Below are 24544 nucleotides of genomic sequence, written 5' to 3' on the forward strand. Positions count from 1 at the left end.
TAAAAATCAGTCATTATTTCTGCATGTGGCGCAGATGATGCCCTTGCCGAAGCCGCGCGCCTTGCCCTTTGGCGCCTCCGCTTCAGCCAGCAGCGCATTCAGGCTGCCCCGCACCAGCAGCCGCCCCGCGACCAGCGGCGCGGCAAAGCTGGTGCCGCGCACCGCGCCCTTGCCGCCGTCACTGCGCGCTGCGTTCAGGTCCGCACCCGGTGCGGCAAAATCGACATGGGCGGCGCGGCCTGCTTCGGGCAACAGGCGTCCGCGTCCGTCAATGCCGGTGACGGCGACCACATCCGCATAGGAAGCGGGGTAGGCGGGCGGTGCTGCCGGGCCGTCATTACCCACCGCTGCGACCACTGTGACGCCCTTGTCGCGCGCCAGCCGGATCGCCCCTGCCAATAGCGGATTGTCCGGTCCGACCAGACTGACCGTGACGACCGGCACGCCGCGCGCCGCCATCCATCCCAGCGCGCGCACGATCGCAAAGGCGCCGCCGCCTGCGGGATCATCGCCATAGACGTCCGCGACCAGCAGGGGCGCACCCGGCGCTGCGCCGCGCACGCTGCCTGTCCCGCTGATCAGCGAAGCGACCGCCGTGCCATGGGCGCTTGCGCGCGGCGCACCACGCGCGAAGCCATGCTGTTCGACCGGCCCGGTCAGCGCCGGATGGCGCGCGACGCCGCCGTCGATCAGTCCCGCTGCGCCGCGCCCGACCGTACCGCCTCTAGCCAGTAGCCCCGCAGCCGCGCCATTGGCCGACCCGCCGAGGAAGTAGAGATTGTCGGCGCTCGCCTGCGCCCTGGGCGCGATCCTGCGCACATCCTTCAGCGCCCGCGCCAGACTGCGGCCCTGCGGCACTTGCAATCGTGCAATGGTCAAGTCCAGCCCGTCCACGGCCTCGTTCTCCACGCCAAAACCCGCGGCTTTGAGCGCGTCGAGACTGGCGGCATCCGCGCCGGTCAGCAATATCACTCCCCGCCGCGCCGGTTCGCGCCGGTCGTCCAGTTCGACCCTGTCGCCATGCCGCTGCAGCAGATCGCCCGCCCGTGTCGCGCGCGCCGCCACCAGCCGGTCGGCCAGCCGCGCCGGGGACAGGCGCTCCAGTCCGCTGCCCTCGACCAGCCCGTCGACCCGGTTCAGCACATCGGGCACCATCTGACCCACAGGCCCGCTGCCGCCCAGCAGTTGTGCCTGTGCGCCCGGCGCAATCAGGATCAGCCCGGCGATCATCCAGGGGCGGGTCAATTTCATGGCGTCGTCACCGGTCCTTTCGGGTGCATAATGATCCATCGCACGAATATTTCCGTTTTTTCCTCGGCTGTGGGATGAAACGACCGGGCAGGCTCGTTTCATCCCAGGAACATTGTACGGAGGCCCGATGTCGTTCGAGCATGATTTGCTGGCGATCCTGCCCAGGTTGCGGCGCTTTGCCGCCAGCCTGTCGCGCGATCGTGCCGATGGCGACGATCTGTGTCAGGCTGCGCTGGAGCGGGCGCTCAAGGCGCGCGACCAATGGCAGCCGGGCACGCGCCTCGACAGCTGGATATATCGGATCATGCGCAACCTGTGGATCGACGAAGCCCGCGCGCGCCAGCGGGCGGCCAGGACATTCGCGCCGGAAGAAGCGGGCGAGCATGTCGGTCATGCCGGCGATCATGACATCGAAACGCATATGCACCTGTCCGACGTGGATCGGGCGATGCAGGCGCTGCCGGATGAACAGCGCGAAGCCATTGCGCTCGTGCTGGTGGAGGGCCTGTCCTACAAGGAGGCCGCCGCCGTGCTGGGGGTGCCGATGGGGACGCTGACATCGCGGCTGGTGCGCGGACGCGGGGCGCTCATTGAACTGATGGGGGAAGCGGCATGACCGATATTGACGAAGCCATGCTGATCGCACTGGTCGATGGCGAACTGGATGATGTGACCCGCCGCCGCGTCGAACGCGCCATGGCGGAAGACCCTGCGCTGGCCGAGCGCGTGGCGATGCACCGCCGGTTGCGGGAGCGGCTGGCGGGCCATTATGCGCCGATCGCGCAGGAACCGCTGCCTGAGGCAATGCGCGCTCTGGTGGAAGATAGCGCCAGGGTCGTGCCTCTGACGCGCCCCGCGCCCCGTTGGCGGGGATGGGCAACGGGCGGCGCGATCGCCGCAAGCCTTGTGCTGGGCCTTGGCCTTGGTCGCCTGAGCGGTGGGGAAGGCGGACCGATCGGCGTGCAGAATGGCGTCATGATTGCGCAGGGCGGGCTGGCGCAGGCGCTCGACGCGCAACTGGCCTCGGCACAGGGGGACGATCCGATCCGCATCGGCCTGACCTTCCAGCGCAAGGGTGGCGGCTGGTGCCGCAGCTTCGACGGGACACTCGCGGGCGTCGCTTGTCGTGAGGGCGATGGCTGGCAGGTGCAACAGGCGCTGCCCGGCGCGGGGCAGGCGCACGGCTATCGTCAGGCGTCGTCAGCGGACGTGCGGGTCATGGCCACGGTCGACGCGCTGATCGAGGGCGCGCCCGTTGACGCGGCGGGGGAGAAGGCCGCGAGGGCGAAGGGCTGGCGTTAGGGACCACCGCCCGTTCGCTCTTCGCGTCGCTATTCCTGATGGCGTATCAGTCCGCCGTCAGCCTAGACATGTTCCACCGCATGGCCCGCACAACATGCGGCCCGGCTCGATTCCACATATTCGGCATCGTGCCACCAGAAATGCTGGTGTGCGTCGGCCAGCATCGGTAGCACCGGCGTCAGGTCCGCTTGCGGCTTGGCACCCACGAACGGGGCCATCAGAGCATCGGGTGTATGGACCACGCCGTTGGCCACCACCTGCCGCACATTGGCGACGGCGCTGACATCCCTCAACGGATCGCCCTCCACCAGGATCAGGTCCGCCAACATGCCGCGTTCGATCCGGCCGATCGGCTCGTTCAGAAATTCACCCGACCAGCGCGTCGTCATCATCAGCGCGTCGAGCGGAGACACGCCATATTTCACCATGCCCCGCAGGTTGAGGTGCAGGCTGATCGCGGTCAGATCAATCGGTGCGTCGGTGCCGGACAGGGGGTGCCATCCCGCCGCCAGCATCTGCTTGATCTGCGCCACCTGCCGCTCCAGCGACGCCAGCATCACCGCGCCGCCTTCGCCCGACATCGCCTTGACCCGTCCGGTCAGCTTGGCGAACTCCCAGTCGGGATAGAGGGTGGTGATCCGGGGATCGCGCGTGAAGCTGTCGTCCAGCCCCAGCAGCGCGGTCGCGGCGAACAATGTTGGCGTCCGTCCGGCCCTGGCGGCAGAGAACAGATCATTGACGTCATGATAGCCACCGCCCAGCCCCGTGACGGTGCGTGAATAGCCATAGCGGTTGGTCGCGCCGATATGCTCCATGCAGTCCATGCCGCTGTGAAGCGCGGGGTAATGATAATGGGATGACAAGGGCATCCCCATCCGGTGCGATGCGTCGACCACTTCCTTCTGCGTGTCGTGGCGCAGGCGGACATAGGTTTTGACCATGTCATAATCGAGCAGGCGCGCCCGCTCCAGTTCCAGCGTCATCTGCCCCGGCTCGGTCACTGGTCGCATGAAATTGTAGAAGATGCGCCCGCCATCGATTGCTTCGCCCGTGGCGTAATGGCGCGCGGCGATGCGCTTGCCGCTCTGGATCGCCTCGCGATCCTCGACCATGTGATAGGCCGGACAGCCCGGTGATCGCGTCGCGGTGATACCCATGGCGAGCCAGAGACGCCCCATCCGGTCGCCATAGCCATAGCCCGCCATCTGCCGGTGGGTGTGCATGTCGATAAGGCCCGGCATCAGCGTAAGGTCCGGCGCGTCGATGAAGCGGGCATTGGCGTCGGACGGCGCGCCGCCATCATGTGGCGTGACCGCGGTGATGACGTTGCCGTCGATCACCACGTCGACGCCGCTCTTGTAGGCCGGGGACAGCGCGTCCCAGACCTTGCCAGCCCTGATGACGGTGCGACCCGAAGGCTTGGCATTGGCCCATGTTAGGCGGCAAGGCACGGTCTGCGGCTTGCCGCCAGAGACCGGCACAAGCCGCAATTTTCCGCCGCTCAGATACAGGAGTGACCGGGAATCCCCGCTCCAGCTTGGCGCATCGGCGAGTTCGGTGCTGACCTGGCGCGGCGCGCCGGTGAAGCTGCCGTCCGGTGCGACGGGCGCGACCCAAAGCGTGCTGGCGAAGACGAAGGCCATTGCCTTGCCATCGGGCGACCAGACCGGCCCGTCATGGCCGCGCGTGCCGAGCGACTTGCCGTCGAACACCGGGCGATAGGTGCCTTTGCCGGTCGCCAGATCGATCGATAATATCTGGCTCGCCCCTTCGCGATAGCGGCCCGTCACCGGCTTGAAGGCGGCATAGGCGATGGTCTGGCCATCGGGACCGAAACTGGGCCGCCCCGGTTCCCAGATCGCATCGAAGCGCTTGCGCACCGTGCCGGTTGCCACCTCGACGGTATGGAGCGCGCCTTCCTGATCCAGAAAGGCGATCAGCTTTCCGTCCTGCGACCAGCTGCCCCAGGCGACGGCCTTGTCCGGGATGTTGGTCAGTTGCCGATCCTTGCCGGTGCTGACGTCATGCAGCCACAAGTCCAGCGTGCCGCCCCGGTCGCAACTATAGGCGATGGTCCGGCCGTCTGGCGACCAGGCCGGATCGCATTTGTGGAAGGAGTCGCCAACGATGATGCGGGGTGTCCCGCCGACCGGCATCAGATAAAGATCATTGAGCGCGGCAAAGACGATCTGCTTGCCATCAGGCGATAGCATCGGTGCGGCAATGCCGACCACGGGTTTTGGCGTCGTGGAGGTGAAATCGCGCGCCTTCTTGCTGTAATCGGGCGTCGTCACCGGAACTTGCGTGGTGAAGGGCACGACGCTCGCCTTACCGCCCTGCCAGCGCCGCAACTTGCCGCCGGAGCCATAGAGGATCGCACCATCCGCCGTGAAAGCGGGGCGGAAGGGGTAGAGATCTTCGCCCGCAACCACATCCTTGCCGTCCACGACCAGCGTTACGGAACCGGGCTGGACGCGCGTATAGGCGATACGGCCGTCCGGCGTGAAGGTCGGGGCCATGATGGCCGACGGATTGAAGCGATCGGGGGAGGGGGGCACTGATGCCGCCTCGCTGACCGCGCCGGTCGCGACATCGGCGATAACCAGCTTCGTACCGCCCGCCACAAAGGCGATCCGCTGACCATCGGGCGACCAGCACGGTTCGCTGTCATTGCTCGTTCCGCTGGACAGCGGCGTCACCCGGCCTGACGCCACATCCAGCAGATAGATGGCGTAGCGCCCGTCCGCCCGATCGCTGGAAAAGGCGATGGTCCGTCCATCGGGCGACCAGCGCGGTTCACGATCGTCCAGTAGCCCGTCCGTATGCTGGCGCATGTCGCTGCCATCGGCCGCGACCGACCAGATGTGGAAATTGCCGCTGCGATAGGATTGGAACGCAATGCGCTTGCCATCGGGCGACCAGTCGGGCTGGGCCAGATCGTCAAAATCGCCGGTCAGCCGTTTCAGCGGTCCGCCCGCGACCGGCATCGTCCACAAGATGCCGAGCAGGTCGAAGGCGATCCGGCGGCCATCGGGCGACAAGGAGAGTGCGACATTGGTGGCGTCCTCGACACGCACCATCGTTTCCTTGCCTGCCCCCGGCGCGCCGTCCGATTGCGCGACCGATGCAACGCTGCCCGCCGCCAGCAAGCCGATCCCGCCCGCCGCAATCGCCTCGCGCCGGCTCACGCCCGGTTCGTTCTTCATGCCTAGAACTCCAGATTCAGGCGGCCATAATAAAAGCCCCCGCTAATGCCATAGGGGGCATAGCTGTTGTAGAGAAAGCCGACGAACTGGTTTACCGGCTTCAACTTGTTGGGATAGGTATTCAGCAGATTGTTCGCGCCAACCGAAAGCTTGATCCCCTTGGTCAATTTATACCCGATCTCCAGATCGACGATGACCTTAGGCTTCAATTCTTCGTCCACAAAATCGCGGAAGCAGACAGGGCTCACGACATTGACTGCGCACGCGGTAAAGTCGGCCGTGTGAAAGGCGGTGGCATTCGCGCGCTGCGTGATCTTGCCAAAGCGCGTGGCACGCAGGTTCATGTTGAAATCATCCTTTTCCCAAAGGATGTTGGCGATGAACTTGTTGCGCGGCGTGCCTTCGGTCAGGTCGCCCTGCTTGGTTCGGCCGATCAGCGCCAGGCCGGATGCGGCAATCGGTCCGGGGACCGGATCGATATGGGTGAAAATGGTCTTGTTGAAATTGGCCGACAGGCTGATCGTCGCCAGGCCCATGTCACCAAGCCCCGCCCGATAGGTGCCGACAATGTCCAGGCCGCGCGTCCGCGTGTCGGCGGCATTGGAGAAGAGCAGTCCGCCCGCGATCCCGTAAATGCCGGCCGCTTCCAGCGCATTGATGACTACCGGGCCGCTCAGCGTTTCGCTCAACAGGATGCGGTCCTTGATCTTGATCTGATAGGCATCGACCGTGATGTTCAGGTTCGGCGCGGGCGTCAGAACGACGCCTGCGGAAAAGTTGACCGACTTTTCAGGCTTGAGCGGCACCGCGCCCAAAGCCTTGGCCGCCGCACCCTCGACCGGCAATGCCTGAACCGGCAACAGGACGCTGACGCCGTTCTGGATCACGCCGATGGTGGAGGATGACGCGTAATGCTGCTGTTGCAGGGTGGGTGCGCGAAAGCCGGTGCTGGCCGTGCCACGGATGGCGAAGCCGCGCATCGGCTCGATGCGCAGTGACGCCTTGCCGGTGTCGGTGGTGCCAAAGTCGGTATAATCCTCGTGCCGCCCGGCGAGGCCAAACTCCAGCCCTTCGACGATCGTGCCTTCCAGGTTGAGATAGGCGCTCCAGTTGCTGCGGCTCCAGCTTCCCGTGCCTTCGGGAACGAAACCCGTGACGCCCTGTGCGCCGACGCCGGTACGTTGCCGACCTGCGAGCCAGGCACCCGGCGGCGACACATATTTGCCGTCGATATAGGATTCCGGATCGCCAGCGCCGATCATGAACTTGTTTTTCTTATATTCCGCCCCGACCGCGACAGATAGCGGCCCGGCCAGTCCGACCTCCAATTCCTTGCTGAAATCCAGATTGTTGGTCCATTCGTCGAACCGGATTTTGCCCAGATAGAAGTTCGTCGGACTCGCCGTGCCCATGGACGGGTTGAGCGACGTCGTCTGCTTATATTTCACCTCATTCTGCGAATAGGTGGAACTCAGGTCGAAATGCACGCCGCCGCCGATTTCCCCGCGCACGCCCAGCGCATATTGGAAATCCTCGTCATAGACATGGATGCGCGGGATATAGCCTTCGGGATAGATTTCGATGATATTGTTGAGCGCGGCGGGCGTGCGATAGGTCAGCCAGCCAGCGGCGTGGCGCTTGGAATATGTGCCAAAGCTATAGGCTTCCACGCTGCCACCGATCGGCAGCATGGCGTCATAGCTGACATTGCCGCCGATGACTTCGGGCTGGCCGGCCTTGCCGCGGTAGCGATCCAGATCGGGATTGTTGTTCCGCGGATCGCCGGTCGGATAATAGTCACCGGCGATCGGCGACCCTTTAACAATTGTCCCGGCCTGTAGAACGCCATCGGCCGCAAGGTGAATATAGCCGCCGTCTGGACCGATCGCGAAGCCATTGTCCAACTGCCAACGCCCCTGTTCGCCGCCATTGTCCATCGTGGTGCCCAGCGTCAGCGCCGCACCCCCGGCCGTATCGTTTTTCAGGATGATGTTGACCACGCCGGCAATGGCGTCAGAACCATATTGCGCCGATGCGCCATCGCGCAGCACCTCGATCCGCTGGATCGCATTGCCGGGGATCAGGTCCAGGTCCGGCGGCGACTGGCCATTCTGCACTGACCCGTTGATGAACAACGTCGCCGAATTATGCCGCCGCTTGCCGTTTACCAGTACCAGCAACTGGTCCCCGCCAAGGCCGCGCAGCGACAGGGTACGCACCGCCCAACTGGCGCCCGCACCATTGTTCGACACGTTGATGGACGGAACCAGCGTGCCCAGCAGATCGCGAACCGACTGCTTGCCGCTCGCTTCCAGATCCTTGGTGCCCAGAACGTCGATCGGCGCCAGGCTGTCGGCGACAGTGCGGTTGGTCGCGCGCGTGCCGGTGACGATGATCGGCGTTGAATCCTCGATCGGTTCGGGGGCGGGGGCGAGCGCGGCCGGGGCGACGCTGCCCGCTGTCCCAGCCTGCGCGAACTGGAGCGAAAGCGGACTGCGACGGGCCGCGCTGCGATTGGCCGGGGCGGCCAGCGCGATCACGCCCGCGCCCGCCTGTTCCATTTTCAGGTCAGTGCCCGCCAGCAGACGCCCCAGCGCCTCCTGCGTCGACAGCCAGCCCTGGATACGGCGACTGCGGATCGCGGCAACCTCGTCATAGGGGAACAGGATACGCACGCCCGATTGCATGGAAAGCTGGCGCAGCGCGCTGCTGAGCGGCTGGACATGAATGTCGAACTTGTGACGCTGAGTGAGCGCCAAGTCCTGTTTTGCAGCTGCGAAGGCTTGAGATGAAGGCACGAGGCATGAGGCCAGGCAAAGCCCGGTTAACGCATGAATAGCACGCATGATCTGTTCCCCTGGATGGCAGCATCTGGGCCGCTCTGTCCTTTAGAAACGAAGCAAAGGTAGCAATCCGCTATGGATTTTCCTGGCCGCGAATCGGCGCCCGACTTTCAACAGCTTATGGCCGCCAACGCAGTATCATCGGCATGCTGCGACGCAAAAAATAACGAGTGAAGCCAGTCAGTCGTTGGTCTGAAGAAACCAGCGCTCCGTACCTTGCAGGCCGATCGCCGTCAGCCGCCCCGAATAATAGGCGCCCGTGTCGATGCCGATCCGGTTGGGGTGAAGATCGACATCGTCAGTGATACTATGGCCATGCACGACCATCTTGGGATGCGCGCCTTCATGATCCAGAAATTCGCGTCTTATCCAGCGCAGATCGGCCCCGTTCTGCGCGTCGATCGCCACGCCCGGCCGGATACCGGCATGAACGAACAGATAATCGTCCATTTCGACCTGATCGGGCAGGGCGTCGAGAAAATCGACATGCTCACGCGGAACATTGTTCAGCATCCATGCCACGACCTCTTCATCGGTCATGACGCCAAACAATAATGGGTCAAGCCCGTAACTGGCCAGAGTCGCAGCACCCTCCATCCGGCGGAAAACAGGCACCGCGCGGACTTCGCCTCGCGCCGCCAGGACGAAAATCTCCTCATGATTGCCTTTCAGGCAGCGCACGTCGCCGCCTGATGCGACCATGGCCATCACCCGGTCGATCACCTGCCGGGATGATGGGCCACGATCGACCAGATCGCCCAGCAGGATGATGTGCGGGGGCATCGCGCCCCGTTGGGCGTCATCCTGCGCGATCAATATCAGCAGCGCGTCGAGCAGGCTGGCGCGGCCATGCACATCGCCAATCGCGTAAACGCGGCGGTCGCCTATGCTCGGCGGGGGCAATGCTTCAGTCGGCGTTCCGCGTGCCAGCCATGTCCGCAACCATTTCATGAGCCATAGTCTGGCACGTCGTCACAGGCGCGGCAACGTCACGCCCTGCTGCCCCATATATTTACCTGCCCGGTCGGCATAGCTGACCTCGCACGGTTCATTGCCCTTCAGGAACAGGAACTGGCATGCGCCTTCATTCGCGTAGATCTTGGCGGGCAGGGGCGTCGTGTTGGAAAATTCCAGCGTCACATGCCCCTCCCAGCCCGGTTCCAGCGGGGTGACGTTGACGATGATGCCGCAGCGGGCATAGGTCGATTTGCCCAGGCAAATCACCAGCACGTCGCGCGGTACGCGGAAATATTCGACCGTGCGGGCCAGCGCGAAGCTGTTGGGCGGGATGATGCAGCAGTCGGTCTTGCGATCGACAAAGCTGTTGGTGTCGAAATTCTTCGGATCGACGATGGTGCTGTCGATATTGGTGAAAATCTTGAACTCGTCCGCCACCCGCGCGTCATAGCCATAGGAGGACAGGCCATAGCTGATGCAATTGTCGCGCCGCTGGCTCTCCACGAACGGCTCGATCATGGCGTTGCTCAGTGCCTGCTCGCGAATCCATTTATCCGACAATATCGACATGGGCAGTTCAGTTCTTCCTGACAGGAGTGATGCCCAGGTCCGCCGGACCAAAGGCATGGGGCAGCAATGCCGCGACGCTATGTTCGACTATCTGTCCGCCATCGGGCGTCGCGCAATAGATGGCCAGCGGGCGTCCGGCCATCTGTTCGGCTTCGTTCATGACCTGGCGGCAGCGGCCGCATGGGGTGACGATCGCCTGACCAGCGCCATCCATGGCGCCGCCGACCACGGCGATGGCGGCGACATCGGCGAACCGGCCCTGCGCATTGACCGTCGCCAGCGCGACCGTTTCGGCGCAGAGCGACAGGCCATAGCTTGCATTTTCGAAATTGCAGCCGGTGACGATGCTGCCATCGGTCAGCCGCACCGCAGCGCCCACGGCAAAGCGGCTATAGGGTGCATGGGCGTTGGCCATCGCCGCGCGCGCAGCCGCCACCAGTTCCGCAATTTCCGCCTCGCGCGTCATGGCGCCACCACATCCCATCTGACCGGACCGTCGATCCCGTCGATATGCCGCATGTCGCTGGCTGTCCACATCACCCAGCGCCTGGTGGCGTAATCGGGCGGGAAGAAATTGCCGTCCAGCCACAGCGTGCGGTTGATGCCAGAGCCGATGTCATAGCTTTTGTCGAAATCCTCGGTCACGTTGAGCAAGACCGTCTTGCCCGCATGGCTTTCGACCAGATTGACCAGCGTATTGAGTTCCGACAGCAACAGGTCGCGCCCCGGTCGCGCGGTGCAGGTGGGGTCGAACGCCAGGCGGATAACCGGGGGCAGGGCGGCATTGTCGCGCGGCACCGTGGTCATGAAGCGGGTCGCCTGATCGCTGGCCAGCCGACACAGGCTGAATTCCAGCATCGCGCCATAACGCATCCCGGCGGTGCGCGCGCCGCGCCAGTTGACGGCAAAGTCCGGGTCGCGCCAGTCTGCGCCCTTGGCCGCACGGATATAGGCGAAATCCGCCCCCTGCGCCGCCAGCGTCCCCCAGTCGATCGGGCCATTGTCGGAACTGACGGTCAGCCCCTGCACGGGATAATCGTCCCGGCTCGGCGCCCAGTTGCGCGCATAGAAGAACAGCGCCAGCGCCAGCACGGCAACCAGCGTGAGCGCCAGCGCGACACGGACCAGCAATCCCCCCAGAGTCAGTCGCCCGATTGTCCCTACCCCTTGATATGCAGCACGCAGATCAGCGTGAATAAGCGACGCGCCGTATCGAAATCGACCTCGATCTTGCCCTCCAGCCGCTCACGCAGCATTTCCGCCGCGTCATTGTGAATGCCGCGCCGGGCCATGTCGACCGTTTCGATCTGCGCGGGCGAGGCATTGCTGATCGCCTGATAATAGCTGTCGCATATGGCGAAATATTCGCGAATCGGTCGCCGGAACCGGCCCAGCCCCAGGATGACGGCTTCGAGCGGGCTGTCATCGTCGCGGTTGATCTCTATCACCAACCGGCCTTCCTCGACCCGTAGCACGACCTTGTAAGGCCCGGCATAGCCGTCGGGATGCACGCGCTGGGGCGCGAACATATTATCCTCCAGCAGGTCGAAGATCGCGATGCGCCGTTCCTGTTCGACGTCGGCATTGCGCCACAGGATCGTCCGCTCGTCGAGCTTGATGTCTATGATGCGCGGGTCGGCCATATTGCGATCAGCCTCAGTGCGGCGACGGCCCGCGAAATGCAAGCAGGACTTGGCGATCATGCGCAAATGCGCGGTGGGCATCGCAGGGGCGGGCACTTATCCACAGCTAGCCATCGTCGTTTCAACCTTGGGCCTTGCACGGGGGCGGCGGGGGGAGGAATAGAGGGGCATGGTCGAACTCGTGAAAATGAACAACGCCGCCGAAACCGGCGCGCCTGAACTCCCCCGCAATGTGGAGGCGGAAGCAGCCCTGCTCGGCGCGCTGATGATCGACAACCGGCTGGCGGAGGATGTTCAGCTCAAGATCAAGGCAGAGCATTTTTTCGAGCCGATGCATGGCCGCATCTATGACGCGATCATGAAGCTGCTGGACCGCGACATGGTCGCCAATCCAGTGACGCTGAAACCCATGCTGGATCAAGACCCGGCGCTCAGGGAACTGGGCGGGGCGGGCTATCTGGCGCAGCTGACCGGCAATGGCGCTGCGCTGATCGGTGCGCGCGATTTCGCATCGCAGATCTACGACCTGGCCCTGCTGCGACAGCTTGTCAGCGTTGGCCGGGAACTGGTTGAAAATGCAATGGATACGAGCGAGGATGTCAATCCCCGCGAACAGATAGAGGCGGCCGAAGTCGCGCTCTATAAAGTATCCGAAGGGGAAGGCGAGGGCGGATCGGTCAAGAGCTTTCTGGCCGCCTCTACCGCCGCCGTGCAGGTTGCCGAACGCGCGCTCAACAGTGGCGGCCATGTGTCGGGCATCACGACCGGCATCAACAGCCTGAACGCGAAAATCGGCGGTCTGCACAATTCGGACTTGATGATTCTGGCCGGACGCCCCGGCATGGGCAAGACCTCGCTCGCCACCAACATCGCCTATAATGCCGCGTCCCGCTGGCTGCGCGACAATGCGGACGGCATCCCGCCTGAAAAGAATATGGGGGCCAAGACTGCCTTCTTCTCGCTGGAAATGTCCGCCGATCAGCTGGCGACCCGCGTGTTGGCGGAGCAATCGGGGATCAGCGGCGAAGCGCTGCGCATGGGCAAGATCAGCCGCGCCGATTTCCAGAACCTGTCCCGCGCCGCGCGCGAGTTGCAGGAACTGCCTTTGTTCATCGACGATACGCCGGGCCTGACCATCGCGGCCCTGCGCACCCGCGCCCGCCGGTTGAAGCGCCGCCACGATGTCGGCTTCATCGTCGTCGATTATCTTCAGCTGTTGCAGGGCACGGGGCGCGGCAACGAGAATCGCGTCAACGAAATTTCCGAAATTTCCCGTGGTCTCAAGACCTTGGCGAAGGAACTTCATGTGCCGGTGCTGGCCCTGTCGCAGCTCAGCCGCGCGGTCGAACAGCGCGAGGACAAGCGACCGCAACTGTCCGACCTGCGCGAATCCGGGTCGATCGAACAGGATGCGGACATGGTCTGGTTCGTGTTCCGCGAAGATTATTATGAAGCGGCCAAGGAACCGAAGGTCGAGGATGAAGCGGCCTATGCCGTCTGGCGCGAGAATATGGACCGCATCTACGGCCTGGCCGAAGTCATCGTCGCCAAGCAGCGCCACGGTTCGACCGGCCGCATCCGCATGAAGTTCGACGCGCGCATCACGCGCTTTTCCGACATCGCGGACGATAGCTATCAGGATCTGGACTACGAGTAATTCCTCCCCGGCACGGGGAGGGGGACCGTTTGCGTAGCAAATGGTGGAGGGGTGTCGCCCTATCGTTGGGGTGACACCCCTCCGTCTGACCTTTGGTCAGCCACCTCCCCTTGCAGGGGAGGATTTAGAAGTTATCCCATCTTCGCCCGCGCCGCGACGCGCGCTTCCAGCATCGACAGCGGCATCGCACCTTCCTCAAGGATGGCGTGGAACTGCTTGATATCGAAGCGGTCGCCCATGGCCGCCTGCGCCGCGGCGCGCGCTTTGGTCCATACGCCATGACCAACCTTGTAGCTGGTCGCCTGGCCCGGCTGGGTGCAGTAACGTTCGACCTCTCGCTGGCAACGCGCCTGGGTGAAGCCTGTCTTTTCAACCATATAGGCGGTGGCCTTTTCACGGCTCCATTGCTTCGAATGAATGCCGGTGTCGACCACCAGCCGCGCTGCGCGGAACAGGAAGGATTGCAGATAGCCTGCCCGGTCGAGCGGGGTGGCGTAGCCTTTCAACTCGTCCGACAATTGCTCGGCATAGAGCGCCCAGCCTTCGCTATAGGCGCTCATGAAGGCGGTCTTGCGCAGCATGGGAATGTCGCCTGCCGTCTGCGCGGTCGAAATCTGCAGGTGATGCCCCGGCACCCCTTCATGATAGTTGAGCGCGGGCAGGGTATATTTGGGCCAGTCGCCAATCGCCTTCAGATTGATGAAGAAGATGGCCGGGCGTGACCCGTCCAGCGCCGCGCGGTTATAATAGCCGTTCGATGCGCCATCCTGAATTTCGACCGGCACTGCGCGGATTTCCAGCGGCGTGTCGGGGATCGTGGCAAAGGCCTGGGGCAATTTCGCCTGCATCAGCTTGGCTTCGGCATTGAGTGCGGCGATCAGGTCGCTGCGCCCCTGCGCGGTATCGGGATAGAGCTGCGACGGGTCGGCATTGAGCGCGGCCAGCCGTTCGCCGACGCTTCCCTTACTATAGCCCGCACCTTGCAGGATCGTGTCGAGCTGCGCGCTGATGTCGGCCACCTGTTCGATGCCCATCGCGTGAATCTCCGCCGCCGACAGGTCGGTCGTGGTCGCGCTCTTCAAGGCGGCGGCATAAATCTCCTCGCCGCGCGGGGTGCGCCATATCCCGTCGCCGGCCGCCGTCCTGGGCCGCAGCCCCTCGATCATCGCAATCTGTGCGTCGAGCGCGGGGTAGATGCTCTTTTCCACGATCGCCGCCGCCGGGCCCTGCCAGTCGCCGCTGATGCCCTTCGCCGCCGCGCGCTTGACCAGCGACTGGACCAGGCTGCTGCTCGCGGCAGGCTGGTCGCGCAGTTTCTTCATCTGCACCAGCGTCAGGTCGAGCGACCAGCCCGGCGCCAGATAGCCGCGTGCCGCCTCGTCCCTTTGCATCGCGCTGTCGGTGCGCAGGTTGCGGGCAAAGGCCTCCAGCCGCGCCAGATAGGCGTCGCAATCGGCGGCAGCGTTGATGGTGTGGGCCGTGTTCAGGAAATCGGGCGTCGAAAAATAGCTGCCGCCCTGCTGAAAGATGCGATAGGGGCGCACCGCGCTATTGAGGCCGAAGGTCGCGGGAGCAACCGTCTGCTGCCCCAGCGAATAGAGGATCACGTCCAGGTTAAGCTGCTGCGGGGCGGACAGATTGGCTGTCTTGAACCCCTCCAGTTCCTTGATCGCCGCCTGCGTCATCGCCAGCCGCTTCATCATCGCCGACTTGCTATTATCGTCCAACTGGCTCTTCGCCCCGGCCCGCGCACCCTTGTCCAGCCCCAGACTGGTCACGAAGGTGGGGGACAGGTCCAGTTGCCGATCGAAAATGGCGGTGAAGGCCGCCGATAGCCGCGCATCGTCGCTGCCTTGCGCAAGGGCGCGGGGGGCAGCGACGGCAATGGCGACGGCGCCGGAGGAGAGCAGAAAATCACGACGGTCCATGGCAGAGGCTCCCTTATCTTTGAATAGGGGAGACTCTTAAGCCGCAGATGCGATCCGTCCAGAGGCTTGTAATAAAGTTACGCAGCCACAATGGAAGATTACGCAGCGCCGTCAGAATACCGGCATATTGGCGGGGTCTTCCGGGTCCACGACCGGGATCGGCGTGACGGGGGAGTGGATGCCGCATTCCACCTTGTCCCAGCCACGCCAGCGCCCCGCGCGCGGATCTTCACCCGGCAGCACCTTCGACGTGCAGGGCTCACAGCCGATCGACAGATAGCCTTGGGCCTCCAGAGGGTGGCGGGGCAGGGCATGTTCGGCGAAATAGGCCTCCAGATCATCCTTGGTCCAGTCGCCCAGCGGATTGATCTTGAGCCGCCCGTCCTCGACCTCGAAACGGGGGAGATTCTGGCGGGTCACCGACTGGAACGCCTTGCGCCCGGAAATCCAGGCGTCCAGCCCATCCTTGGCGCGCTTCAACGGCTCCACCTTGCGGATGTCGCAGCAGCCATCGGGATCATAGGACCAGCGCAGGCCGGTCTCGTCCTTCTTCGCGATCACGTCGGCAATCGGCGTCACCGTGCGGCTGTCGGTAAAACCGAAAGCGTCGATCAGCGTATCGCGATAGGCCAAAGTTTCGGCAAACATCTTGAGCGTATCGACGAAAATGACCGGCACGCTCTTGTCCGCCTCCGCCACCAGATGCAGCAGCACCGCGCTTTCGGTGCCAAAGGAGGAAACGACCGCGACATTGCCCGCCAGTCCTTCGGCAAAGACGGATTTGAGCATGTCCAGCGTACCTACACCCTCAAACCGTGCATTGAGCGCGTCCGCATCGGCCTGCGTAAAGGCGGGGCGGGCGTCGATGATGTCGAGCGTGCGGGCGGCTTCAGCCATTGTGTGTCTCCGGGTGCCGCTTTGCCCAAATGGACGTGCGGCCATCGATCGCCTTTTGATAGACGTCGTCATAGCGGTTGAGGGCGCGATCGACGGCGGCATCGTCCAGCGCCTTGGCGGGATGAAAGCTGTCAAAGCCGCAGCGGCGCATGGCGACGATCTGGTCGACCAGCACATCGCCTACCGCGCGCAATTCGCCGGTATAGCCCGCTTCGCGCAGGATACGCGCCGCCGAATAGCCGCGCCCGTCGCCAAAGCCGGGGAAATTGACCTCTACCAGCGAGAGGCGGTCCAGATGCGGCAGCAATTCGCGCGCATCCTCGCCCGGTTCGATGCGGACGGCGGTGGCGTTGGACTGGCCGGTGAAGGATTCGACCGTCACGGCGGGTTCCTGCGTGGATTCGCCTTCGCGGAAGGAGAGAAATTCAACCATGCCACACACTCCGTTCGCCCTGAGCCTGTCGAAGGGCTGTACTTTTCGTCAAGAAGGACAAGGCTTCGACAAGCTCAGCCCGAACGGGAGGAAGAGAGGCATCAACCATAGATCGCCTCCTTGAAGGGCTTCATGCCGATGCGGCGATAGGTGTCGAGGAAGCGTTCGCCGCTTTCCCGCTCGGCCAGATAGATGTCGGTGACCTTCTCGATCGCATCGACCACGCCGTCCTCGGAAAAGCCCGGCCCAGTGATCTGGCCCAGCGAGGCATCCTCCGCGCCCGATCCGCCCAGCAGCAACTGGAAATTTTCCACGCCCCTGCGGTCCACGCCCAAAATGCCGATATGCCCGGCATGATGATGGCCGCAGGCATTGATGCAGCCGGAAATTTTGAGCTTCAATTCGCCAATCTCCGCCTGCCGCTCCGCCGCGGCGAAGCGGGACGCGATCTTCTGCGCCAGGGGAATCGACCGTGCATTGGCCAGCGCGCAATAGTCCAGGCCAGGGCAGGCGATGATGTCGGTGATCAGGTCCAGATTGGCCTCTGCCAGGCCCGCCGCGACCAGCTTCTGCCAGACGGCACGCAGGTCCGCCTTCCTCACATGCGGCAGCACCAGATTCTGCGCATGGGTGACGCGCAGTTCATCGAAGGAATATGTCTCGGCCAGATCGGCGACCAGCGCCATCTGCTCCGCCGACGCATCGCCGGGGATGCCGTCAATCGGCTTCAGGCTGATGTTGACGATGGCATAGCCGGGCGCCTTGTGGGCCGCGACCTGCCGGTCCACCCACAACGCGAACGCCCGGTCGCTCCGGTCGATCTCTTCGGACAGGCCGCTTTCATAAGCGGGCGCGGCAAAGAAGTCGCGGATGCGCGCCAGTTCCTCGACCGGCGGATTGAGGCCCAACGCGCGCATATGCGCAAATTCTTCCTCGACCTGCCGCTTATACTCCTCGACGCCGATTTCGTGGACCAGGATCTTGATCCGCGCCTTGTACTTGTTGTCGCGGCGGCCATAGCGATTATAGACGCGCAGGCAGGCTTCCAGATAAGAAATAATCTCATCTTCGGCCACGAAGTCCCTGATAAGCGGGGCAACCATTGGCGTGCGCCCCATGCCGCCGCCGGCATAGACTTCTGCGCCGACCACGCCATCGCGCTCGACCAGTTTCAGCCCGATGTCATGCAGCCGCATCGCCGCGCGATCATCGTCCGATGCGATCACCGCAATCTTGAACTTGCGCGGCAGATAGGTGAATTCCGGGTGGAAGCTGGACCATTGGCGCAGCAGTTCGGCCCAGGGGCGGGGGTCCGCGACTTCATCGGCGGAAACGCCCGCATACTGATCGGAACTGATATTGCGGATGCAATTGCCGCTGGTCTGGATGGCGTGCATCTCCACCATCGCCAGTTCGGCAAGGATGTCAGGCGCATCGGCCAGCTTGATCCAGTTATATTGCAGATTCTGGCGCGTGGTGAAGTGGCCGTAGCCCTTGTCATATTTGCCAGCAATCTCGCCCAGCTTGCGCATCTGCTTGCCCGACAGCGTGCCATAGGGGATGGCGACGCGCAGCATATAGGCGTGCAGCTGAAGATAGAGGCCGTTCATCAACCGAAGCGGCTTGAACTGATCCTCGGTCAGCGCGCCGGTCAGGCGGCGCTGCGTCTGGTCGCGAAATTCCTCGACGCGGGCGTCGACGATGGCCTGGTCATAGCTGTCATAACGATACATGGTTCAGATCACCCACTTGCCGATGTCGGCTTCGGTTGGTTGTTCGACAAGGTCGGGGCGCACGGTCGGCCCGAACGCGCGGATGCGGTCCTTGATATGCGCCGGGCGGACGCCATCCTCGTCACGCGTCGCATCGATCACATAGGCGCCCACGACGCGCAGCGCGGCCTCTTCCGCGCGCGCCAGTTCATCGCCATGCGTCCCGACATCGGTCGCATCGCTCACCTGCCGTGACCAGCCGTCGCCAGCCCACCAGATGACATCGCCCGACGCCAGATCATTACCCGTCAAAATCTTCACGAACGCGTCTCCGCCCCATATTCCTGTCTTTGCGCCCACCCCGCCAGCACATCGCGTGCCAGCGCATAGCGCGCCACTTCACCCACGACGATCAGCGCCGGGCTGACCACCGCTTCACGTTCCACCATGTCGCCAAGGTCGGCGAGCAAGGTGCGCAGCGTACGCATGTCTGCGCGCGTGCCATTTTCCAGCACTGCGACCGGCAAAGCCGGTGACACGCCATCGGCGATCAGCTTCTCGGCGATCTGCGCCGCTGTCGCCACGCCCATATAGATGACGAGCGTGCGGCCCTTGCCCGCCAGCCCGGACCAGTCCTGATCGCTCAGTCCCTTGCACTGGCCCGCCACGAAACTCACTGCGCTGGATGCATCGCGATGGGTCAGCGGCAGTTGCGCCTGCGCCGCGCTGCCGATCGCGGCGCTGACGCCCGGTACGATTTCCACCGGCACACCCGCCGCGCGGCATGCTTCCAATTCCTCGCCACCGCGTCCGAAGATGAACGGATCGCCGCCTTTCAACCGGACGACGCTTTCGCCCGCCAGCGCAGAACGCACCAGCAGCGCGTTAATCGCGTCCTGCGGCATCGAATGGCGGCTGCGCTGCTTGGCGACGCTGATCAGTTCCGCGTCAGGCGACGCCAGCGCCAGAATCTCGTCCGACACCAGCCCGTCATGCACGATCAGTCGCGCGTCGCGGATCAGCCGCACCGCCTTGATCGTCAGCAGTTCCGGGTCGCCCGGTCCCGCGCCTACCAGATGGACGGTGGCGGGGGTGGCAGGATCGGATGGTTGGTCAGCCATGGTCGCCATGTGGACAAGGCGCGGGCGAAGTTCAATTCAGAATGGGTATGCGGGGGACTAGGAAATCTTGTCGGGGCGGGGTCAATCGCCCATGGCGCTGACATCAATGTCCTTCAGCCCGACGCCGATCGAGGCGCGCGGCTGCTCTATTTCGGCCGACACGACCGGATAGGCGCAATAATCGGCGGCATAATAGGCGCTTGGCCGGTGATTGCCCGAAATGCCCACGCCCCCGAACGGGGCGGAGGAGGATGCCCCGTTGGTCGGGCGGTTCCAGTTGATGACGCCCGCGCGGACATTGGCCCAGAACTGGTTATATTGGTCGGGCGTCCCGCCGATCAGCGAGGCGGACAGGCCGTAGCGCGTATTGTTGGCCTCCGCGATGGCATCGCCAAATTCCGCGACGCGGATTACCTGGAGCAACGGCCCGAACAGTTCGACATCGGGCCGTTCCGTCATGGCGGTCACGTCGATGATCGCGGGACTGACAAAGGGCAGACCCTTTTTGGGCCGCACCATATGCTTGATCGGCTTGCCGCCATTGCTCATCAGCCACAGGAAACTCTCGGTCAGCCCGTCGGCGGTCGCATTGTCGATCACCGGACCCATATAGGGGGTGGGATCGGCATGGGGATGATCGACGATCAGCCGGTCGGCCAGCTTCTTGACCTCGGCGATGACGGCGTCGGCTATGCTTTCCTTCACGATCAGACGGCTGGCCGCCGTGCATCGCTGCCCGCCCGACAGAAAGGCCGACTGCACCACCAAGACGGCGGCAGCATTGATTTCCGGCGTATCCCACACGACGATAGGGTTGTTGCCGCCCATTTCGAGCGCCAGAATCTTGGATGGCTGCGCGGCAAATTGCCGGTTGATCGCAATCCCGGTCTGCGCGGACCCGGTGAATAATATGCCGCCCACATCAGGATGCGCCGCCAGCGCCTTGCCCGCGTCCGGCCCGCCCAGCAGCAGCCGCATGGCATCCACCGGCACGCCCGCCTCATGGTAGAGCTTCACCAGCATCTCGCCCACCGCAGGCGTTTTTTCCGACGGTTTGAACACGACAGCATTGCCCGCCAGCAGGGCCGGGACGATATGGCCGTTGGGCAGATGGGCAGGGAAATTATAGGGGCCAAGGACGGCCATGACGCCATGGGGCTTGTGCCGCACCGATTGCCGCGCACCCAGCGCCGCCTCCAGCCGCTTTTGCCCGGTGCGTTCGGAATAGGCCGCGACCGAAATATCCACCTTGCCCATCACGCCGGCGACTTCGGTGCGCGCGTCCCATAGCGGCTTGCCGGTTTCACGCGCAATCAGGTCGGCAAGCGCATCCTCGTTCCGCCGCACGACATTGACGAAGCGCCGCAGCGTCTCGATCCGGTAAGCGATCGGTTGCGCCGCCCAGCGCGGCCAGGCTCCTCGCGCCCGCGCAACCTCTGCCTCGACATCGCCCGCCTCGCCCTGCCAGAGCAGGACGCCGGTGGCGGGTTCATGGGATGTAAGCGGTGCGACCATTTGGTGTGAACCATGGCAGAAATTGGTTAAGGAAACAGCTATCAATCATGGTCGGCGCTCCAGTCCCGGCGATTCCGCCGATGACCGGAGCGAGCCATAGGCTTCGCCCATCCGCCGGATCGCCGCGACCTTGGCGTACAACGGCCCCCAATCGTCTCTTTCCGCAATTGCGGCCCAGATCGCCTCGACCTCATCAATATGCATGGAGCAGGGCGCTTCTTCGGCCCAATAGTCATGATCCCGCGCGCCCGGCAAAGGCGCGCATCCCACCAGCGCCTCGCGAAATGCGCCCCACGCGGCGTCTCTATAGTCCGCGCCTTCGCGCTGAACCCCGCCGCGCCAGTCATGGAAGAAGCGGTCGATCCCGGTGCCGCTCGTCACCATGCCGCGCACTGCCGCTTCGATCATCGCATTGACGCCGTCCCCCGGCACAACCCCCAGCCGCCAGCAAAAGCGGCGCGCCATCGCCTCGCCGTATAAAGCCGGAAACCGCTCCAGCTCTGCGATCAGCGGCTCCGCCTCGACCAGCGCACGCAGCGACACGGCCAATTGCGCCACGTCCCAATGGATCGCCTCGGCCTGTCGCCCGAAGGCATAGAGGCCCTGATGGTCGAAATAGGCGGCGGTAAAGCCCGCGTCCCACAAGGGCGTAAAACGCCACGGCCCATAATCGAAACTCTCGCCCGTCACGTTGATATTGTCGCTGTTCAACACCCCATGCACGAAACCGGCTACCATATAGCTAGCCGCCAGGTCCGCGGTTCGCTCGACCACCCGGCCCAGCAGTTGAGCGGGCGGATTGTCGCCCGGCTGTTCGTCGTAGAGCTGCGTCAGCGCATAGTCGGTCAGCCGCTCCAGCAGCGCCTTGTCTTCATGAAAGGCTGCCCGCTGAAAGCTGCCGATGCGGATGTGCGAATGGGACAGGCGCACCATCGCCGCGCCGCGCGTGGGTGATGGCTCGTCATTGCGCTCCAGCGCTTCGCCGGTTTCGATGATCGAGAAGGTGCGCGATGTGGGCACGCCCAGCGCCTCCAGCATCTCGGTCGCCAAAATCTCGCGCACCCCGCCTTTCAGCGTCAGCCGCCCATCGCCAAAGCGGCTGTAGGGCGTCTGGCCGGACCCCTTGGTGCCCAGATCCATCAAGCGCCCCGCGCCATCGCGCAATTGCGCGAACAGGAATCCGCGCCCGTCGCCAATGTCGGGATTATAGTGCCGGAACTGGTGACCATGATATTTCAGCGCCAGCGGGCGGGGCAGCGACCCCTCCAGTGGCGCAAACCGCCCGAAATGGGAGATCCATTGGTCATCGCTCAACCCGTCCAGGCCGACGCTTGCCGCCGCCCGATCATTGCGAAAGCGCAGGATTGTCTGCGGAAAATCCGCAGCGGTCACCGGATCGGCTATATCGGGCATCAGCAGGTCGATTTCGCGGACGGGGCTGAATTTGGCGGCTTGCGGGATATGGATCATAAGGCGATATGGGGGTGCGACACCTGAAGGATCAAGCTTGGTCGACTATAGCGACGGATATTGGTGGTCCCCCGACGGGCTGCGGCTACACTATCGGGATTATGCCGGGGGGCATGATGGCCGCCCGCCGCTGCTCTGCCTGCCGGGGCTGACGCGCAACGCCCGCGACTTCGAACCGCTCGCCGCGCGGCTTGCCGGGGACTGGCGGCTGATCTGCCCGGACATGCGGGGCCGGGCAGGGAGCGCTCAGGCCAAAGATCCCATGACCTATGTGCCGCTCACCTATTTGCAGGATATCAGCCGGCTGCTGGCGGACCTTGCCATCACCCGTTTCGTTGCGGTCGGCACGTCGCTGGGCGGACTCATCACCATGTTGGTCGCGGCCACGCATCGCGAATGGCTGGCGGGCGCGCTGCTCAACGATGTCGGACCGGAACTGGACGAGGCGGGACTGGCGCGCATCCGCACCTATGTCGGCGTCAATCAATCGCACCCCAGCTGGGTTCATGCCGCCCGCGCGCTGGAGGAAGCCAATCGCGACGTCTATCCCGCCTACGGCCTGGATCAATGGCTGGCCATGGCGAAGCGCCTCTATCGCCTGAACAGCGCCGGGCGGATCGTGCTGGACTATGACATGCGCATCGCCGAACCGATCCGGGCGATGGGCAGCGAGGCGGGCGTCGATATGTGGCCGGTCATGGCGGCCTTTCGCGATATTCCCACTTTGCTGCTGCGCGGCGAACGATCCGACCTGCTGAGCGCGCAAACGGCGCAGCGCATGGTGGCGGACATTGGCGCAAAGGCGGAACTGGCAACTATTCCCGACGTCGGCCATGCGCCCGCACTGGATGAGCCGGAAAGCATCGCGGCGATCGACCGGTTGCTGGCCCGCGTCCTGCATGGCTGACAATCAGCCGCACATTCTCCACGTCCATGGCAGCTTCACCCTGGGGGGCAAGGAAGCGCGCGCTATTCGGCTGATGAACATCTGGGGTGACAAAGCGCGCCACGCGATCGTCAGTGCCGATCGGGAAGCGCTGGGCGCCCGCGCGGCGATCGACCCGACGGTGCGGGTGGACTTCCCGGCATCCCCTCCCTTTGCCGGTCGTCCGGGGGTGGGGCGCTTTCGCGATATAGCTAACTTTTTGAAAAAATACGATTTAATCCTGACGTACAATTGGGGCGCGATGGACGCCGCGATGGCGCACAGAATGTTCAGCTCAGTGTCGACCATGCCGCCGCTCATCCATCATGAAGATGGTTTCAACGCTGATGAAGCCACCGGCCTCAAGCCGCAGCGCAACCTGTATCGCCGCGCCGCTCTGGGCCGCGCCGATGCACTTGTCGTCCCCTCCGTCCGACTGGAAAGCATTGCCCGGCAGGTCTGGAAACAGCCCGTGGCGAAGGTCCACCTGATCCGCAACGGCATAGATACTGCCCGCTATGCCGAACCGCCATCGCCTGATGCGATTCCGGGCCTGCGCCGGTCGCCCGGCAAGCTGCTGGTGGGGACTTTGGCGGGGCTGCGCCCGGTCAAGAATATCCCCCGCCTGGTCCGTGCCGTCGCCGCCCACCGCGACCGGCTGCAACTGGTCGTCGTGGGGGAAGGGCCGGAGCGCGACGCGATAGTGGCGCAAGCCGCTGCGCTTGGCCTCGACGATCTCCACATGGCCGGTTTCATGGACCAGCCGTGGCGCTTCGTCGGCCTGTTCGACATTTTCGCGCTTTCTTCCGATAGTGAGCAATTTCCGATCTCGCTGGTGGAGGCGATGGCGGCGGGCGTTCCGGTCGCGTCGGTGGATGTCGGCGATGTCATCAACATGGTGGCCCCGGAAAATCGCAGCTTCGTGGTGCCGGATGAGGCGGGCCTGGCGCAGGCGCTCGGCACGCTTGCAACCGATCCGGACTTGCGCGCCCGGCTGGGCGCGGCCAATCGCGATCGCGCGGTTCGCGATTACGCGGAACAGGCGATGGTCGACGCCTATGCCAGCCTTTACGGGGAGGCTCTGGCCAGCCCTGACATTTTGCGCTAAGGCGCG

General features: G+C 64.1%; 21 protein-coding genes. 5 read left to right on the forward strand and 16 right to left on the reverse strand.

Going from position 1 to position 24544, the window contains the following annotated elements; translation table 11 throughout:
- Positions 1 to 6 precede the first annotated feature (6 nt).
- The gene (locus SX1_RS12405) at positions 7 to 1290 is read right to left on the reverse strand and encodes a S8 family serine peptidase (RefSeq protein WP_019053242.1); all 1284 of its coding nucleotides are present in this window, start codon (positions 1288 to 1290) and stop codon (positions 7 to 9) included.
- 88 nt (positions 1291 to 1378) lie between these two features.
- Between SX1_RS12405 and SX1_RS12410 the strand changes: the two genes are divergently transcribed.
- Entirely contained in the window at positions 1379 to 1867 is a 489-nt protein-coding gene (locus SX1_RS12410; RefSeq protein ID WP_019053243.1) for an RNA polymerase sigma factor, read from the forward strand.
- A complete protein-coding gene (locus SX1_RS12415) occupies positions 1864 to 2553 on the forward strand; it encodes an anti-sigma factor family protein (protein WP_019053244.1) in 690 nt (229 codons plus the stop codon). The genes SX1_RS12410 and SX1_RS12415 overlap by 4 nt, the downstream gene beginning before the upstream one ends.
- A gap of 62 nt (positions 2554 to 2615) precedes the next feature.
- On the opposite strand, the gene SX1_RS12420 is transcribed toward SX1_RS12415, so the two are convergent.
- The 7 genes from SX1_RS12420 to SX1_RS12450 form a co-directional block, all read right to left on the reverse strand.
- Positions 2616 to 5759: an amidohydrolase family protein gene (locus SX1_RS12420; protein WP_019053245.1), complete on the reverse strand. Its 3144-nt coding sequence runs from the start codon at positions 5757 to 5759 to the stop codon at positions 2616 to 2618.
- Positions 5760 to 5761: 2 nt separating this feature from the next.
- Positions 5762 to 8518, reverse strand: coding sequence for a TonB-dependent receptor domain-containing protein (locus tag SX1_RS12425; protein WP_019053246.1), 2757 nt, complete (start codon positions 8516 to 8518; stop codon positions 5762 to 5764).
- Positions 8519 to 8782: 264 nt separating this feature from the next.
- A complete protein-coding gene (locus tag SX1_RS12430; protein ID WP_019053247.1) occupies positions 8783 to 9553 on the reverse strand; it encodes a metallophosphoesterase in 771 nt (256 codons plus the stop codon).
- A 21-nt stretch (positions 9554 to 9574) separates the two neighbouring features.
- Positions 9575 to 10129, reverse strand: coding sequence for a dCTP deaminase (gene dcd / locus SX1_RS12435; RefSeq protein ID WP_017182516.1), 555 nt, complete (start codon positions 10127 to 10129; stop codon positions 9575 to 9577).
- A gap of 7 nt (positions 10130 to 10136) precedes the next feature.
- On the reverse strand, positions 10137 to 10595 hold the full coding sequence (locus SX1_RS12440) for a cytidine deaminase (protein WP_019053248.1): 459 nt from the start codon (positions 10593 to 10595) through the stop codon (positions 10137 to 10139).
- Positions 10592 to 11260, reverse strand: coding sequence for a GH25 family lysozyme (locus tag SX1_RS12445; protein WP_019053249.1), 669 nt, complete (start codon positions 11258 to 11260; stop codon positions 10592 to 10594). Before SX1_RS12445 ends, SX1_RS12440 begins: the two co-directional genes overlap by 4 nt.
- Positions 11261 to 11289: 29 nt before the next feature.
- Positions 11290 to 11772, reverse strand: coding sequence for a UPF0262 family protein (locus SX1_RS12450; RefSeq protein ID WP_026002280.1), 483 nt, complete (start codon positions 11770 to 11772; stop codon positions 11290 to 11292).
- A gap of 169 nt (positions 11773 to 11941) precedes the next feature.
- Here SX1_RS12450 and SX1_RS12455 point away from each other — a divergent pair, with 169 nt between their 5' ends.
- The gene (locus tag SX1_RS12455) at positions 11942 to 13429 is read left to right on the forward strand and encodes a replicative DNA helicase (RefSeq protein ID WP_017182512.1); all 1488 of its coding nucleotides are present in this window, start codon (positions 11942 to 11944) and stop codon (positions 13427 to 13429) included.
- A gap of 131 nt (positions 13430 to 13560) precedes the next feature.
- Here the strand turns inward: SX1_RS12455 and SX1_RS12460 are convergent, their stop codons facing one another.
- The 8 genes from SX1_RS12460 to SX1_RS12495 all read right to left on the reverse strand — a co-directional run bounded on the left by SX1_RS12460 (position 13561) and on the right by SX1_RS12495 (position 22505).
- Positions 13561 to 15357 (reverse strand): DUF885 domain-containing protein, encoded by a 1797-nt coding sequence (locus SX1_RS12460; RefSeq protein WP_019053251.1) that lies wholly within the window; start codon positions 15355 to 15357, stop codon positions 13561 to 13563.
- 111 nt (positions 15358 to 15468) lie between these two features.
- Positions 15469 to 16254 (reverse strand): phosphoadenylyl-sulfate reductase, encoded by a 786-nt coding sequence (locus tag SX1_RS12465; RefSeq protein ID WP_017182510.1) that lies wholly within the window; start codon positions 16252 to 16254, stop codon positions 15469 to 15471.
- Entirely contained in the window at positions 16247 to 16687 is a 441-nt protein-coding gene (locus tag SX1_RS12470; protein ID WP_019053252.1) for a DUF934 domain-containing protein, read from the reverse strand. The genes SX1_RS12465 and SX1_RS12470 overlap by 8 nt, the downstream gene beginning before the upstream one ends.
- 101 nt (positions 16688 to 16788) lie before the next feature.
- Positions 16789 to 18420, reverse strand: coding sequence for a nitrite/sulfite reductase (locus SX1_RS12475; protein ID WP_019053253.1), 1632 nt, complete (start codon positions 18418 to 18420; stop codon positions 16789 to 16791).
- Between the two features lie 3 nt (positions 18421 to 18423).
- A complete protein-coding gene (locus SX1_RS12480) occupies positions 18424 to 18720 on the reverse strand; it encodes a DUF2849 domain-containing protein (protein WP_017182507.1) in 297 nt (98 codons plus the stop codon).
- Entirely contained in the window at positions 18717 to 19529 is an 813-nt protein-coding gene (gene cobA / locus SX1_RS12485) for a uroporphyrinogen-III C-methyltransferase (protein WP_019053254.1), read from the reverse strand. Before cobA ends, SX1_RS12480 begins: the two co-directional genes overlap by 4 nt.
- 72 nt (positions 19530 to 19601) lie before the next feature.
- Positions 19602 to 21035: a succinylglutamate-semialdehyde dehydrogenase gene (gene astD / locus SX1_RS12490; protein ID WP_019053255.1), complete on the reverse strand. Its 1434-nt coding sequence runs from the start codon at positions 21033 to 21035 to the stop codon at positions 19602 to 19604.
- Between the two features lie 45 nt (positions 21036 to 21080).
- On the reverse strand, positions 21081 to 22505 hold the full coding sequence (locus SX1_RS12495; protein ID WP_019053256.1) for a protein adenylyltransferase SelO family protein: 1425 nt from the start codon (positions 22503 to 22505) through the stop codon (positions 21081 to 21083).
- Positions 22506 to 22542: 37 nt separating this feature from the next.
- On the opposite strand from SX1_RS12495, the gene SX1_RS12500 reads away from it, so the two are divergent.
- Positions 22543 to 23412, forward strand: coding sequence for an alpha/beta fold hydrolase (locus SX1_RS12500; RefSeq protein WP_019053257.1), 870 nt, complete (start codon positions 22543 to 22545; stop codon positions 23410 to 23412).
- On the forward strand, positions 23405 to 24538 hold the full coding sequence (locus SX1_RS12505) for a glycosyltransferase family 4 protein (protein WP_019053258.1): 1134 nt from the start codon (positions 23405 to 23407) through the stop codon (positions 24536 to 24538). Before SX1_RS12500 ends, SX1_RS12505 begins: the two co-directional genes overlap by 8 nt.
- Positions 24539 to 24544: the final 6 nt, after the last annotated feature.

This window comes from Sphingobium xenophagum NBRC 107872 (assembly GCF_000367345.1).
Classification (GTDB): domain Bacteria; phylum Pseudomonadota; class Alphaproteobacteria; order Sphingomonadales; family Sphingomonadaceae; genus Sphingobium; species Sphingobium xenophagum.

Bases quoted from the DNA above. Each gene is read 5' to 3' on its own strand.
- SX1_RS12415 (WP_019053244.1), top strand. From the start codon at position 1,864: ATGACCGATATTGACGAAGCCATGCTGATCGCACTGGTCGATGGCGAA.
- SX1_RS12450 (WP_026002280.1), bottom strand. From the start codon at position 11,772: ATGGCCGACCCGCGCATCATAGACATCAAGCTCGACGAGCGGACGATC.
- SX1_RS12505 (WP_019053258.1), top strand. From the start codon at position 23,405: ATGGCTGACAATCAGCCGCACATTCTCCACGTCCATGGCAGCTTCACC.
- SX1_RS12455 (WP_017182512.1), top strand. From the start codon at position 11,942: ATGGTCGAACTCGTGAAAATGAACAACGCCGCCGAAACCGGCGCGCCT.
- dcd (WP_017182516.1), bottom strand. From the start codon at position 10,129: ATGTCGATATTGTCGGATAAATGGATTCGCGAGCAGGCACTGAGCAAC.
- SX1_RS12405 (WP_019053242.1), bottom strand. From the start codon at position 1,290: ATGGATCATTATGCACCCGAAAGGACCGGTGACGACGCCATGAAATTG.
- SX1_RS12410 (WP_019053243.1), top strand. From the start codon at position 1,379: ATGTCGTTCGAGCATGATTTGCTGGCGATCCTGCCCAGGTTGCGGCGC.
- SX1_RS12460 (WP_019053251.1), bottom strand. From the start codon at position 15,357: ATGGACCGTCGTGATTTTCTGCTCTCCTCCGGCGCCGTCGCCATTGCC.
- SX1_RS12465 (WP_017182510.1), bottom strand. From the start codon at position 16,254: ATGGCTGAAGCCGCCCGCACGCTCGACATCATCGACGCCCGCCCCGCC.
- SX1_RS12440 (WP_019053248.1), bottom strand. From the start codon at position 10,595: ATGACGCGCGAGGCGGAAATTGCGGAACTGGTGGCGGCTGCGCGCGCG.
- astD (WP_019053255.1), bottom strand. From the start codon at position 21,035: ATGGTCGCACCGCTTACATCCCATGAACCCGCCACCGGCGTCCTGCTC.
- cobA (WP_019053254.1), bottom strand. From the start codon at position 19,529: ATGGCGACCATGGCTGACCAACCATCCGATCCTGCCACCCCCGCCACC.
- SX1_RS12420 (WP_019053245.1), bottom strand. From the start codon at position 5,759: ATGAAGAACGAACCGGGCGTGAGCCGGCGCGAGGCGATTGCGGCGGGC.
- SX1_RS12475 (WP_019053253.1), bottom strand. From the start codon at position 18,420: ATGTATCGTTATGACAGCTATGACCAGGCCATCGTCGACGCCCGCGTC.
- SX1_RS12470 (WP_019053252.1), bottom strand. From the start codon at position 16,687: ATGGTTGAATTTCTCTCCTTCCGCGAAGGCGAATCCACGCAGGAACCC.
- SX1_RS12430 (WP_019053247.1), bottom strand. From the start codon at position 9,553: ATGAAATGGTTGCGGACATGGCTGGCACGCGGAACGCCGACTGAAGCA.
- SX1_RS12495 (WP_019053256.1), bottom strand. From the start codon at position 22,505: ATGATCCATATCCCGCAAGCCGCCAAATTCAGCCCCGTCCGCGAAATC.